The sequence below is a fragment of the Bacillus sp. BB081 genome (genome assembly GCF_008368895.1).
GTDB lineage: Bacteria > Bacillota > Bacilli > Bacillales > Bacillaceae_G > Bacillus_A > Bacillus_A wiedmannii.
Genome location: NZ_QOZX01000014.1, coordinates 131,125 through 145,710 on the forward strand (window position 1 = coordinate 131,125; position 14,586 = coordinate 145,710).

The 14,586-nt window shown below is 33.6% G+C and carries 13 protein-coding genes and 1 riboswitch; of the genes, 8 read left to right on the forward strand and 5 right to left on the reverse strand.

The genetic code is table 11. The annotated features are described in order from the left end of the window. Window positions 1–93 precede the first annotated feature (93 nt). Together nucA and comJ are read left to right on the forward strand one after the other, a co-directional pair. A complete protein-coding gene (gene nucA, locus DN394_RS07210) occupies window positions 94–528 on the forward strand; it encodes a DNA-entry nuclease (RefSeq protein WP_000811502.1) in 435 nt (144 codons plus the stop codon). Window positions 529–564: 36 nt separating this feature from the next. Further along, window positions 565–954, forward strand: coding sequence for a competence protein ComJ (comJ, locus tag DN394_RS07215; protein WP_000424016.1), 390 nt, complete (start codon window positions 565–567; stop codon window positions 952–954). 37 nt (window positions 955–991) lie between these two features. Here comJ and metE read toward each other — a convergent pair whose 3' ends face one another. Beyond that, the gene (metE, locus tag DN394_RS07220) at window positions 992–3,280 is read right to left on the reverse strand and encodes a 5-methyltetrahydropteroyltriglutamate--homocysteine S-methyltransferase (RefSeq protein WP_098091959.1); all 2,289 of its coding nucleotides are present in this window, start codon (window positions 3,278–3,280) and stop codon (window positions 992–994) included. 128 nt (window positions 3,281–3,408) lie between these two features. After that, a riboswitch (cobalamin riboswitch) is annotated at window positions 3,409–3,596 on the reverse strand. Between the two features lie 354 nt (window positions 3,597–3,950). On the opposite strand from metE, the gene DN394_RS07225 reads away from it, so the two are divergent. Continuing rightward, window positions 3,951–4,382, forward strand: coding sequence for an NUDIX hydrolase (locus DN394_RS07225; RefSeq protein WP_046957439.1), 432 nt, complete (start codon window positions 3,951–3,953; stop codon window positions 4,380–4,382). A 191-nt stretch (window positions 4,383–4,573) separates the two neighbouring features. On the opposite strand, the gene DN394_RS07230 is transcribed toward DN394_RS07225, so the two are convergent. Continuing rightward, a complete protein-coding gene (locus DN394_RS07230; RefSeq protein ID WP_000062072.1) occupies window positions 4,574–5,131 on the reverse strand; it encodes a PadR family transcriptional regulator in 558 nt (185 codons plus the stop codon). 91 nt (window positions 5,132–5,222) lie between these two features. Then, window positions 5,223–6,764, reverse strand: coding sequence for an MDR family MFS transporter (locus DN394_RS07235; RefSeq protein ID WP_000445747.1), 1,542 nt, complete (start codon window positions 6,762–6,764; stop codon window positions 5,223–5,225). 425 nt (window positions 6,765–7,189) lie between these two features. On the opposite strand from DN394_RS07235, the gene DN394_RS07240 reads away from it, so the two are divergent. Then, entirely contained in the window at window positions 7,190–7,690 is a 501-nt protein-coding gene (locus DN394_RS07240; RefSeq protein WP_046957438.1) for a hypothetical protein, read from the forward strand. A 31-nt stretch (window positions 7,691–7,721) separates the two neighbouring features. Here DN394_RS07240 and DN394_RS07245 read toward each other — a convergent pair whose 3' ends face one another. Continuing rightward, window positions 7,722–7,955 carry an SPP1 phage holin family protein gene (locus DN394_RS07245; RefSeq protein WP_000939452.1) on the reverse strand — a complete coding sequence of 78 codons (234 nt, stop codon included), beginning with the start codon at window positions 7,953–7,955 and terminating at the stop codon, window positions 7,722–7,724. A gap of 163 nt (window positions 7,956–8,118) precedes the next feature. Here DN394_RS07245 and DN394_RS07250 point away from each other — a divergent pair, with 163 nt between their 5' ends. Together DN394_RS07250 and DN394_RS07255 are read left to right on the forward strand one after the other, a co-directional pair. Beyond that, window positions 8,119–8,760, forward strand: a complete 642-nt coding sequence (locus DN394_RS07250) for a diguanylate cyclase domain-containing protein (protein ID WP_046957436.1) — start codon at window positions 8,119–8,121, stop codon at window positions 8,758–8,760. A gap of 653 nt (window positions 8,761–9,413) precedes the next feature. Further along, complete coding sequence (locus tag DN394_RS07255) at window positions 9,414–10,076, forward strand: YkyA family protein (protein WP_098091958.1); 663 nt, start codon at window positions 9,414–9,416, stop codon at window positions 10,074–10,076. A 31-nt stretch (window positions 10,077–10,107) separates the two neighbouring features. Here the strand turns inward: DN394_RS07255 and DN394_RS07260 are convergent, their stop codons facing one another. After that, window positions 10,108–10,566 (reverse strand): YkyB family protein, encoded by a 459-nt coding sequence (locus DN394_RS07260; RefSeq protein WP_098091957.1) that lies wholly within the window; start codon window positions 10,564–10,566, stop codon window positions 10,108–10,110. A 177-nt stretch (window positions 10,567–10,743) separates the two neighbouring features. Between DN394_RS07260 and ppx the strand changes: the two genes are divergently transcribed. Beyond that, complete coding sequence (gene ppx, locus DN394_RS07265; protein WP_046956440.1) at window positions 10,744–12,282, forward strand: exopolyphosphatase; 1,539 nt, start codon at window positions 10,744–10,746, stop codon at window positions 12,280–12,282. Between the two features lie 107 nt (window positions 12,283–12,389). Then, the gene (locus tag DN394_RS07270) at window positions 12,390–14,537 is read left to right on the forward strand and encodes a polyphosphate kinase (RefSeq protein ID WP_149293692.1); all 2,148 of its coding nucleotides are present in this window, start codon (window positions 12,390–12,392) and stop codon (window positions 14,535–14,537) included. The last annotated feature ends 49 nt before the right edge of the window (window positions 14,538–14,586 follow it).

Here is a 14,586-nt window from a genome sequence, read left to right on the forward strand (position 1 = left end):
GAAGAAGAGCTAAAATAATGTCTGAAAACATATACATGAGAAGTTTGTTATAATAACTGAGGAAAAGAAACTGGTAGAAGCATGGAGGTATACATGAAGCAATTAAAAGGTATTATCATTTCAATTATTGCAATTCTTTCTATTGTAGTAGCGGTTTATGAAGTACTTGTTCCAGAGGAAACAAGTATCAAAAAAACGAATGCATATGATCAAGTTCTAGAATTTCCGAAAGAGCGATATCCAGAGACAGGGAAACATATTACGGATGCTATAAAAGAAGGACATTCAGAAGTTTGTACAATCGACCGTGGTGGTGCTGCGGATAGAAGAAAATTATCGTTAGCTCCATACCCATCAAAAAAAGGGTATGATCGTGATGAATGGCCAATGGCGATGTGTAAAGAAGGCGGAAAAGGAGCACATATTGAATATATAAGTCCAGCAGATAACCGCGGAGCAGGGTCTTGGGTAGGAAATAAGTTAGATAAATACCCAGATGGTACGCGTGTGAAATTTGACGTAAAGTAGTAGTTGCATATTTCATAATGAAGGAGACGGGGAACGATGGAGTTAACAATTTCTTATTCGCAATTAATGTTGATGAACTATGACGGTGATCAGCCTTACGTAGACTGGACGGATGAAGATTTTGAAAGAGGTTATGCGAAGGCGGATGGAACTGTTATTTTTGAAGCACTCTCTGATTATACTTGTGAAGTAAAAGTGACCCCTGGGAAACATATTGAGAAAGAAGAGGTGATTAGAACGGTTACAGTTCCTTTTACAGTTAAAAATGAATGTATCGTTGTAACAAGTATTCTTTCGAATAAATTCCAAATCCCTATTCCGAATGGTGAGTATACAGTTGTATTACAGGCAACTCCTCTTGAAGAACCAACGGATGATGAATTATATAAAATACAATACGAATTCTTTTTTGAAAGTAAAGAATAAAAAATGGGTTATCCTTTTTGAGGATAACCCATTTTTGTTATGCGTTTGTTTTTAGCAGGGAACGAGCATCTTTTGCTGCTTGCACCATGTGTTCTAGAGCCGGGATAACTTCTTCCGTTCTTCTCGTTTTTAAACCACAATCAGGATTAATCCAGAAATATTTAGGATCACATACTTCTAAAGATTGTTCTACGATTTTATACATTTCATCTTTACTCGGTACACGTGGGCTATGAATATCATATACACCTAGACCGATGCCTTTTTCGTATGTTGTATGTTTTAATGTGTCAATAAATTCACCGTGACTTCTTGATGTTTCGATAGAAATCACATCTGCATCTAATGCGCGAATCGCATCAACAATATCTTCGAAGTTACTGTAACACATATGCGTATGAATTTGTGTTTCATTTGCTACAGAAGAAGTTGCTAAAAGGAAGGATTGTACTGCCCATGTAATATAAGCGTCCCAATCTTTTTCTTTTAGTGGCATTCCTTCACGAAGTGCTGGCTCATCGACTTGGATTACTCGAATTCCGGAAGATTCAAGTAGTTCAATTTCGTGACGAAGAGCTAATGCAATTTGATATGAGACTTCTTTTCTTGGAATGTCATTTCGAACGAAGGACCAATTTAAAATCGTAACAGGTCCAGTTAACATTCCTTTTACAACTTTCTCTGTTAAGCTTTGTGCATAAACCGTTTCCTTAATAGTCATTCCGTTAATAAAGGCAACATCGCCATAAATAACAGGTGGTTTTACGCAGCGAGAACCGTATGATTGTACCCAACCGTTTTTAGTGAATGAGAAACCAGCAAGGCGCTCACCAAAATATTCGACCATGTCAGTTCTTTCGAATTCACCATGTACAAGAACATCAAGACCAATTTCTTCTTGGTAACGAATCCATTTTTCTGTCTCTTTTTCAATAAATTGTTCATATTGTTCATTTGAAATAACACCGTTACGCCATTCTTTTCGCGTTTGACGAACTTCAGTTGTTTGCGGGAAGCTACCAATAGTCGTTGTTGGTAATAACGGTAACTCCAGGGCAACTTGTTGTAATTCGTATCGTTTTTCAAATGGAAGAGGACGTGAAAAATCTTCTTCTTTTAGTGCTGTTCGTGCTGCTTTAACATCTTCTCGGTTACGTGCAGCAGATGAACGAATTGTATGATGTACATTTCGGTATGTTTCCAGCTCATTACTAATGCTTTCTGTACCTTGAGTAAGAGCGGAATGAATAAGAACTAACTCTTCTAATTTTTGATTTGCAAATGCTAACGCATTGAATAGCTCAGTTGATAAGTGAGTTTCTTCTGTTTTATCAATTGGCGTATGCAATAAGCTACAAGAAGGCTGAACGATGAAATCTTTCGTTTGGACTTGTTTTTGTAACGTTGTAAATAATGTAATAACTTCATCAAGGTCAGCTCTCCAAATGTTACGGCCATCTATACAACCGACAGCTAAAGTTTTATCAGCTGGGAATCCATATTTTGAAATAGCATTTAGATTACCTTCTTTACCATGAACGAAATCTAATCCAATACCGGATACAGGGAATGTAATAATTTCTTCATAGTTTTCTTCTACACTATCAAAATATGTTTGTAAAAGAAGATTCGCATTTGGAACTTCTTTACGAATAGCTTCATAAATTTCTTTTGCTTGTTGAACTTCTTCTTTCGTTAAAGAAGCAAAAATCGGTTCATCAACTTGAATGACTTGTGCACCAGCTGCATGTAGTTCTGAAAACAGTTGTACGTAAGGTGCAACTAACTGTTTTAAAATCGTAGCAAATTGCTCTTGTGTGTAGCCTTTAGCTAATTTTAAGAAAGTATATGGTCCTAAAATAACAGGTTTTCCATCTACTCCTAATTCTTGTTTTGCCTCTTCGTATAAGCGAAGTGGACGATTATCTTTTAAAGAGATTTGTAATCCCTCTTCATATTCAGGAACGATATAATGATAGTTTGTGTTAAACCATTTTGTCATTTCAGAAGCTACGTGATCTTTAGAGCCACGCGCCATTGCGAAATATACATCAAGGTAAGATGTAAACTCAGAAAAACGTGATGGGATAAATCCTAGCATATAAGCAGTATCCAAAACGTGATCATAATATGTAAAGTCGCCAATTGGAATGAGTTCAATCCCTTTTTCTTGCTGTACTTTTACGTGTTGAAGGCGAATTGTTTTCATCTTTGTTAAAAATTGTTCTTCATCGATTTTATTGGACCAAAAAGCTTCCAATGTCTTTTTCCACTCTCGTTGTAGTCCGATACGTGGATAACCTAAGTTACTTGTTTGAATTGCCATTTTAAATTCCTCCCTAATTGAAAGTAAGCATTTCCGTTTACTAGGAAATACCTATAACAAAAAGCATAAAGGCATAGAAAATAAGCCTTCCTTTTTGTTTTAACACCTCATCATCATCCGTGAATCTATCAGTGTTGTTAAAACAGGCAGGTCTCCTGACTTATGCTTCATATAATCTCTTTTACCTTCCCGTTTTCACAGTGGCATAGAAAAGAAATCTCAGCATTTACAGTGGCGGGACCGTGTTGGAGTTTCACCAAGCTTCCCTTTTAAACACGAAACGAAATTTTCGTGTACCTATTTTCCTTTTTAAAGGAAGTTAACAAGCGATATGATATTGAAACAAATTCTAACACAATTTTTGGAATTTTGTCTACTGTTTTAAAATAAGAAAATTCTAAAGTTTTTTATTTTTATTATTCGGATTATTCTGGTTTTTGTAGGACGAAGAAAAGTAAGAGGAATTGAAAGTAAGTACGATTAAACATACAAAGAAGTATGTACTTGTACAGAGATAAGATGCTAGTTATGTTATTTGAAAATTCATCCATATTCTGGAATGAGGAAGGGGATTGAATGGTTCATTTTGAAATAGTAAGTTATCACAAGAAAGAAAAAGGTTTCTGTATAAAGATACATATACTAAGTTTATAGAAATGGGGAATTTCAATTGGAACAAAGTACACAAAATATTTATTCACCACCAAAACATATAGTTTCAGCAGCGACAATTGTAATTAATGAACAAAAAGAAATCTTATTAATTAAGGGACCTAGAAGAGGATGGGAAATGCCAGGTGGACAAGTTGAAGAAGGGGAGTCTTTGAAAGATGCTGCAATAAGGGAGACTAAAGAGGAGACAGGTGTTGATATTGAAGTTTTAAAATTTTGTGGAGTATTCCAAAATGTGAACCATTCAATATGTAATACGTTGTTTTTAGCTAGACCAGTTGGAGGTAAATTAACGACTACACCAGAAAGTTTGGAAGTAGGGTTCTATCCTATTGAGCAGGCGTTAGAGATGGTGAATTTTATGAATTTCAGACAAAGAATTGAATACAGTTTGGATGAAAATCAACAACCTTTTTATATAGAATTTTAAGAAATAATCTTCTATTATGGGATGCCGGTGATAAATAAATCTTTGTTCTATTTTTGAGTGCAGTGAAATAAGTATCTTATAGCGAAAATAAAACAAGCATCCCCCGTCCTAAATTAGAACGGGGCTATGCTTGTTTTAGGGTTTAAAAAGAAATAACTTTATTGTCTTTTTACAGTTTCTTCTTTATAAGTTTAATTTGTATCTATATCAATTTCCGACAGTCGCCCTGCAACTGCATCTGTAAGGAGGGTGTTTAACCATTGCAACTCAACTGTAATATGTTCAATAACGCTTTGTAAAATATATAGTTGTGCACGTGGAATTTGTCCTTTACTACAATCATATATAGTTTGCATTTTATGTAAATATTGAACGGTATCATTTTTCTTTTTTTCTAAAATAGGAATTAACTCTTGATCATCACCAAAATGAGCGAAAGAGAGTGCTGAATAAATTGGTTTATATATTTGATTTTGTGCCTCGAATTGTTTTAATAGTAACGTGTGAAATAACCGTTTACCTTCTTCTGTTATATGAAAGATTGTTTTATCGGGTCTATTCGTATCTCGAACAATCGTGGTAATACGAATTGCACCCTGCTTTTCTAATTGCTCGAAGGCGTAGTAAAGTGATCCTTTTGCATATTTAATATAACAATCCATTTGTCGTTCTTTCATGATGTGCTGCACTTCATATGGATGTTTATCTCCTTCGAGTAGCAAGCCGAGAATGACTAATTTCATGCTCATGCTGTCTCAACTCCTATAAATAAAAACTTTATACATATTATAAACGGCATATCCGTTTTCATAAAGGGATATGCCGTTTCTTTTCTCTATATTAACTTACTTGCTTTTGTTTTTGTTTCGTTTTTGGACCTGTAAAGAGGCGTTCATTTCCCATAAGTAAAATACAAATAACACTTAGTACAGCCGGGATCAGTGCCCAGAAGAATGTACTAGCAATAGAGGTAGCGAGAGCATCTTTAATACCAGTTAATATTTCGGCTGGAATCTTCTCGGTGGCACCTTGTGATAATAAGAAACTTGTGTCTCCGCCTTTTGGAGCTAATTTAGCTAGTTCAGGAGGGAACACAGTGTTTAATTTAGTAGTAAAAATATGGTTTTGAATTGTACCAAAAATCGTTACACCAAGAGTCATACCGAGTGAACGGAAGAATGAGTTTGTTGATGTAGCAGAACCACGGTCTCTCATTTCTAACTTGTGGATAGAAGACATACTTAAAACTGAGAACGAAAAACCGACTCCAAGTCCAGTGAGAACCATAAATAGCGTTACAAGTAGACGAGGTGTATCCATTGTTAAAGTGCTTAGTAAATAAATACCAATTACGAAGAAAATGCCAGATACTATCATGATGTTACGATAGCTTGTTCGAGAAGCTAACTGTCCACCTGTTTGACTTCCAATTACAGAGCCAACCATCATAGGTGTTAAAATTAATCCAGCATTGGAGGCTGAACCACCGAGAACACCTTGAACGAAGATTGGGATATAAACTGTACAGATAATAAAAGCGGCACCATAGAAAAAGGCAACGCCTTGGCTAGCTGCGAATAAAGGTTTTTTAAATAGATGGAAAGAAATGATAGGCTCAGTTGCTTTTCGTTCTACGAAGAAGAAAATAATAAGCATAATAACAACTGTTGTAAATAAACCGATAATTACAGTGGAATTCCATGCGTATTCTTTACCACCAAGTTCTAAGGCGAACATTAAGCAAACGATACTAATAACAAGTGTAATAGCGCCAGCCCAATCAATTTTTTGTTTTCTAAATTCTAGAGATTCACTGTAGTATTTAGTAATGAAGAAGAAAGAGATAATTCCTAATGGAATATTAATATAGAAGACCCAATGCCAACTTATATAGTCTGTAATATAAGCACCTAATAAAGGGCCAAATACACTAGATGTCCCGAAAACTGCACCAAATAGCCCTGTCATTTTTCCACGCTTTTCTGGTGGGAATATATCGTACATAATCGTGAAGGCGATAGGCATAAGAGCACCGCCACCGATCCCTTGAATTGCTCTATAAATACTTAGTTGCTCAATACTAGATGCTGTCCCGCAAAGTGCAGAACCGAATAAGAAAAGAATGAGACCACCAATATAAAAGCGTTTCCGACCGTACATATCAGAAAGTTTTCCGAAGATAGGCATCCCTGCCATTGTTGCTACCATATATGCAGACGTGACCCAAACGAACTTGTCAAATCCTCCTAGGTCTCCAACAATCGTAGCCATTGCTGTTGCAACGATTGTATTATCCATTGCCGCCATTAAAATACCAAGTAATAAACCTGCAACAACAAATTTTGTATTGTTGGAGTCTTTTTTTGATAATTGAGATTCCAAATATAACCCTCCTTTAATAATAAGTAAACTATATGAAGTTTTGAGTGCAGCGCATAAAAATTTGAAATATAGTTTTTTAAATCAATTTACATAAGTGCACTGACAAAGCCATAAAGAATATTATAGTCAAATTTGACTAAAAGGCAAACTTTTTCTTCCGCCAAAATATTCTGTTGTATGGACAGAGAAAGAGTGAGCAATACTTAGTATTGGTGTAAAGTCAATGAAGGAAATTGTAAAAAAATATTTCAGTAAGAATACCTTCTGTTAGCAGAGGAAAAATGGTTTTTTCTTTATATTGTCGAATAGGATAAAAGGAAGAGTAATAACTATATATCGTTTGTAACAAGCTTTATTAATATTGTGTGGAGAGGCAGAATAAGGTCATATGGATATGATGCATCTGAAATGGGGTGAATATTATTATGAAAATATGGAAACGAATTTCAGATCAAGGTAGGCGTTCAATGCCGCTACAACCGGTGTTATGGATTGATGGCTCAAAAAAGGAAAACGAATGTCCTAATGTAGCAGTTACATTGCAAATCCGTAGTATGTATAAAGAAAAATTTTCATATGAACTGACCTATGATGTAAATGACATACTTATTATTCGAATTGAAGTAGAAAATAAAGGAATGGAAATGATTTCACGAGTTGTAGTAAGTCATATGATTCGAGATTATTTTGCATATATCCCAAATTCATTAAAGGCTGATAAGGGGATGAGCGAGTTTTTGTTCCAGCTTGTAAGGTGGCGAATTGATAATTTATTACCGAATGAGAAAGTAGAACTAATTTGTAAAATAAAAGCAAATAAAGATAAAGCAATCAAAAACGCATTATTTCAGGCTACATATACATTTCAATATAAAGGAGTATCATATGGCCCGCTGCAAACAAATGAAGTTGTTGTGCGGCAATGATACAAAGGAACCTGTAAGAAAGGTTCCTTTTTTAATGAAGATTGTGTTTTTTGAGTACTTTTTTTTGCTCGATTCCTTTTTTTCCTACATAATTATTTTTATAACCAAAATATAAAATGAAAAGAAAGGAAGCAACATTTACAATAGCATCAATTTGATCGTTTGTAATAAAGTTCACTCCGAAAGAATTAAACAGTAATTTTAATGATAATAGAAAACCTGCTAGTAAACGTATAATATCTGATAGATTCTCTTTTTGTAGCATATAAGTCACCTCTTTCTAAAACGATATATAGTATATATATGAAATAGAATAGAAATGGTAGACAAGATTAAGCGGAAATGTACACTCAGTATGTACATTTTTTATTTTGCAGAAAAACATAATTGTTATAGAAACATATATTGGTATAGAAAGGAGGAGAAGTATGAAACATAAAGGGAAAATTAGTGGGTTATTACTTGGGAATACAGTGGCAGTTACAGAATGGATTGCGCTTCAGGATGTAATTACAAAACTGGATTCGCGATCATTTTATACCGTCTTTATTATTTATATATTGCAAATGATACTCAGCTATTATTTTGGACATTGGTATGATAAAAGAGCGAGTGGGCGTATGGATACGGAAGTAGGGGGAATGGCAAGTAATGATTTTGTAGTTGATTTCTTTGAGAAAGTATCTGCTTTATCAGAACGGGATTCTCATAATATTACAGTGTACATTCTTTCTGTGAAAGAATGGAAAGAACTAAAAGAAACAGTGCAAGAAAAAAAATTGGAGGTGTTAGTACAAAAATTGGAGAGTACGATTGTAAAGACAATTCGTAAAGGAGATGTCGTTACTAGGTGGAATGAAAATAAGTATGTTATTGTGGCGATTGATAACGGACATGAAAAGTCGACAATAACAAATCGATTAATGAAAAATATTGAAAGTGAAATAGAAAATGGTTTGTTAAGTATGACGCTATTATTTGGAGCTGCTAGTTATCCAATAGAAGGAAAAACTTTTGAAGAATTGTTAAGAAAGGCACAAAATCAATTGTACCAGCATAGGGGTTTGTAAGAAAATGAGTGAAACTTTGATTTAAAGAAATATGATATGAAGAAGTTTTTAATGTAACATTTTTTTGACTTTTATTACAAAAAGAACTTTTATTGTAATAAAAGTCTTTAAAAATATATGGAATAAGCATATAATTATGATGGATGTGTCAATGCATTTTGCACAATGTGTTTCATTTTAAAAGTGTAGAGGGAAGCATGCTCTACACTTTTCCTTTTTAGGGAATGACAAGAATAATTGTAAGTTGTTGCAAGATAGCATTTATACTGTGTAAAATGAACAAATAGATTATTTGATAGAAAGCTGGAAAGGGAATGATAGAATGATAGACGTGAGAGAACAACGATCATCTTTTATCAGGTGAATTATTATTACTGTTGTTCTTCAAATTATTATGGCTGTGATGAATTCCGTTGTACTTTTATGTAATACATAGTATGAACAGGCTTTAAAAAGTGCTAAGTAAAAGATGGATATGAAACTGCTAATTGGTTCAAAAAAGTAAAATGTAATTTTAAGTAATACAATTTGTACAAGCATTATAAACAATATCAATGATTTTCGTAGAAAAGGTGCGAGTATGGAGTTTATAGAAGGATATATAATTTTCATAGCTTTTTACACGATGATCGTATATAAGTAGGAGGAAGAAGATGTTGAAATATAGTAAATTAGCAATTGTAACTGCATTATCAATGACTTTATTAGCCGGTTGTTTCGGACCGAAACCAGAAGAGGAATTATATGTTGCATTTGAAAATGCTGCAAAGCAAGAAAAAACAATGTTTGAAGATGCAAAGAAACTTGAAACTTTAGAAAAAGAGGGACAAGAATTATATAACCAGATTGTTCAAGAAGGAAAAGATAATAATCAAACTGTTAAGGAAAAATTGAACCAAGCAGTGAAAAATACAGATGAACGAGACAAAGTGCTAAAAAAAGAAAAAGAATCTTTAAATAAGGCACAAGAAGAAGTGAAATCAGTAGATAAATATGTGAAGAAAATTGAAGATAAGAAATTGAAAGATCAAGCGGGTAAAGTGGAAAGCACATATGAGAAACGACAAGATTCATTTAACAAGATGTATGATAGCTATAATAAATCGTTAAAACAAGAAAAAGAATTATATACAATGTTACAAGATAAAGGTACAAAATTAAAAGATATTAGTGAAAAGGTAAAAGTAGTAAATCAATCTTATAAGGATATTGAATTAGAAAAAGACAAGTTTAATGAATTTACGAAATCTTATAATACAGAAAAAATAGCTTTTTATAAACAAGCAAATATTAAAATTAAAGAAGAGAAAAAATAAAACAGTTTGGCCTACAATTGGCCAAACTGTTTTATTTTTTTGTATAAGTACGACTATACCATGGAACAGGTTCATTTAATTTTTTTTCTTGTTTCAGTGCTTCAGGACCAATATAATCTTGAAGTGTTTTTTTTGCTACTGTTAAAGATAAGGTTGTTTTCGGATTTCGATAGGAGGATTCAAGATGACCAAGATGTGGTAGGATTCGAAAATCTTCTTTGGTAGGAGGAATATGGAAAAAATAATCACCTAAACGTATAAGAACATCAGATTGTTGTTGGCTAAAACGTGGATTTCTAGAAAAATGTAATCCTTCTTTAATAGCTTTTTTTTCAGCAATTAAGCGTTCTAAAGCCGTCTTTTTTAACCAGTATAAATACTTCGGATTAGTTGCAGCTTTAGCATGACGATTCACAACGAAAATAGATTGAGCTAGTCGATTAATAGAATGTTGGTTTTGTAATTGAGATTGTGGTTGTGAAGGTTTCATATTGGATCTCCTTTCAATTTTTCATTATTATAACATAAATAAAAGAGGTTTTTATTATATGCAAAAAGTGATTGTATATATTTTCAATATTAAAGCAATATTGTTACAAAAAACAACTATTTTGTATAATAGTAATAGAATGTGTTTTAGAAATTTGATAATGAAAGAGTGAGAATTTTGAAAGAAATATTAAAACAGCAATATGCCATTATAGATATTGGATCTAATACAATGCGTTTAGTTATTTATGAAAAGCAAAACGGAGGTTTTTATAAGGAGATTGAAAATACGAAAGTGGTTGCTCGGCTAAGGAATTACTTAATTGATGGTGTGTTGAATGAAGAAGGAATAGAGGTATTGTTACAAACGTTATTTCAATTTCAAGAAAGTACACGATTCCACCAGTTGCATCATGTACTTTGTGTTGCAACAGCAACAATTAGACAGGCTGAGAATCAAGAGGCAATTAAAAAACTGGTTGAAGGACAAACAGACTTTACTCTTAGAGTCTTATCAGAATATGAAGAAGCACGTTACGGCTATTTAGCGGTTATGAATTCAACTTCGTTCTCTGAAGGAATTACAGTAGATATTGGTGGAGGAAGTACAGAAGTTACATACTTTCGAAATAGAGAGATTCTAGAGTACCATAGCTTTCCTTTTGGAGCACTTTCTTTAAAGCAACAATTTATTAAAGAGGATATACCTACTGAAGACGAGTTGGAAAAGATTCAAACGTACTTAGAATATCAATTTCGAACATTACCATGGTTAATTGATAAGAAATTGCCTCTTATTGCAATTGGTGGTAGTGCGAGGAACTTAGTGAAAATCCATCAAAATTTAATTTGTTATCCTATAGCAGGGGTACATTTATATAAAATGAAAGAAGAAGATATTAAAAATGTGAAAGAAGAATTGGAAGCATTGTCGTTCATAGAACTTCAAAAATTGGAAGGATTGGCAAAAGATCGAGCAGATACAATTATTCCAGCAGTCGAAGTTTTTCATACGCTTGTTAATGTTATAGAGGCACCAGCATTTGTGTTAAGTAGAAAAGGGTTACGAGAAGGTGTTTTCTATGAAGAGTTGACAAAAGATTTGGGGATTTCATATTATCCGAACGTAGTCGAAGAAAGTTTGTATTTATTATCACATGAATATGAAATGGATATGGAATTTGTAATGCAGCTTATTAAACATGGAAGACTCATTTGTCAACAACTTGAAGAAACAGGGCTGATTTCTATGTCAGTAAAAGACTGGGAAGTATTCCATCAAGCAGCGAAAGTATTTAATATAGGTAAATATATAGACGAAGAAGCGAGTCGCTTACACACGTTTTATTTATTAGCGAATAAAACGATTGATGGGATGATGCATAAAGAGCGAGTTAGATTAGCGCTTATTGCGTCTTATAAATCAAAAATGTTATTCAAACAACATTTGTCCCCATTTGAAGGATGGTTTGATAAAAATGAACAAAAAAAAATCCGCCTATTAGGGGCTGTTTTACAGTTTTCAGCAGCTCTGAATATAAGACAAAGATCGCTTGTTGAATCGATATCTATAACAGAAAGTAAAGAAGGATTAACATTTAAAATTGTATGTGAGCAATCGGCATTAGCGGAAAAAGTGCAAGCTGAAAAACAAAAAAAGCAGCTGGAAAGAGTGTTGAAAACGACTATTAATTTATCCTTCGAATCAAAACGTTAAGTTGTACGGATGTCTTTACAAAAAATTAACACCTTGGAATATTGTAATTTGCTAAAATAAAAGTAACTAAATTATAGTAAAAAAGTTTCAGGGGAAGTGTGAAGAGGATGGAAATGTTGATGGGGAATATAGTAAATTTAAATGATACAGCTTATTACAATAATCGAGAATTAAGTTGGTTAGCATTTAATGAACGTGTACTACAAGAAGCACAGGATGAAACAAATCCGCTCTTGGAAAGATTAAAGTTTATTAGCATTTTCAGTTCCAATTTAGATGAATTCTTTATGGTACGCGTAGCAGGATTGAAGGATCAAGTGAGTGCTGGGTTTAACCAACCAGAAAATAAGGCTGGCTTAACACCAAAAAAGCAATTAAATAAAATTGCGATAAAGGCCCATGAATTAATGACTGTACAATATGATACGTTTAAAAATTATGTGTTGCCAGCGCTGGAGTTAGAGGGGATTGAACGTTTAACATTCCACGATTTGACGAAAGAACAGAGGGAATTTATAGAAGAGTATTTTGATGAGCAGATTTTTCCAGTCTTAACACCTGTAGCTATTGATGCATATCGTCCATTTCCGATGTTATTAAATAAAAGTTTGAATTTAGCTACTCTTTTATATGATGAGAAACAAGTGGAGGAAGAAAACCGCACGAAGTTAGGAATTGTACAAGTTCCTTCATTACTTGAACGTTTCATATTTTTACCGAGTGAGGGGCAAAAGCATAAATTTATTTTATTAGAAGATGTAATTAGTGGTTTTACTCATAAATTATTTACAGGATATAAAGTATCGTCTGTTACTCGTTTCCGTATTACACGCAATGCGGATTTAACGATTCATGAAGAAGGTGCGAGGGATTTATTAAAGGTAATTGAAAAAGAATTAAAAAAGCGTAAGTGGGGAGCTGCTGTACGTTTAGAAGTTGGCAAAGAGCATATTGATGAAAGAGTATTAGCATTATTATATGAGGTGTTGGAAGTAAAAGATGAAGATGTGTATATAATGGATGGACCATTAGATTTAACATGTCTATTTTCTTTATATAAAAAACTAGCTCCTTTATATGAACATCTAGTATATCCGGCTCTTATTCCGCAACGGCCTCAAGACTTGGGGGATGCGGAAGATGTATTCGAAAAAGCAATTGAGCATGATATTTTATTACATCATCCTTTTGAATCATTTCAGCCAGTAGTTGATTTTGTCCGTGATGCGGCAGACGATCCGAATGTACTTGCAATCAAACAAACATTATATCGAGTAAGTGGGGATTCGCCGATTATTCAGGCGCTAAAGGTAGCAGCTGAAAAAGGGAAGCAAGTTACGGTATTAGTTGAATTGAAGGCTAGATTTGATGAAGAAAATAATGTGCATTGGGCTAAAGAATTAGAAAAGGCAGGCTGTCACGTTATTTACGGTGTAAGCCACTTGAAAACACATAGTAAAATTACGCTAGTTGTAAGAAGAAAAAACGGAAAAATCGAAAGGTTCGTACATCTCGGGACTGGAAATTATAATGACGCAACAGCAAAGTTATATACTGATTTCGGGTATATTACATCACGAAAAGACTTTGGGGTCGATGCAACAAATTTCTTTAATTATTTGAGTGGTTATACAAGCAAGCCACATTTTCATCATTTATCGGTTGCACCATTTGATATAAGAGAGCAATTTATGGATTTAATAGATGAAGAAATCCGTTATCATAGGCAATATGGAAATGGATATATTATCGCTAAGATGAATTCATTAACAGATAAACCATTAATCAAAAAAATGTATGAAGCATCACAAGCTGGAGTAAAGGTAGAGCTCATCGTTCGAGGAACGTGTTGTTTAAGGCCTGGTATTCCAAATGTAAGTGAAAATATTCGGGTAGTTAGTGTTGTCGGGAGATATTTAGAACATAGCCGAATTTATTATTTCCATCATAATGGAGAAGAGAAAATATACTTATCTTCAGCTGACTGGATGACGCGGAATATGGAGAAGCGAGTAGAAATATCTTTCCCGATATTAGATATTGAAATGAAGGCGAGAATTAAGGCGATTTTACAACTTATATTAGCTGATAATGTGAAAACACGTGAACAGAATAAATCTGGTGAGTACTACTATGTTATTAATAGTAGTACAGAAGAAATTGATAGCCAAGTGAAGTTGTTTAAGATGGCGTATCAAAACACGGATGCTGAAGTAATGTTTAAGATGGCGTATCAAAACACGGATGCTGAATAATGAGAACAAAGTAAAAAAACCTCTTTTTTTAAGAGGTTTTTTTACTTTG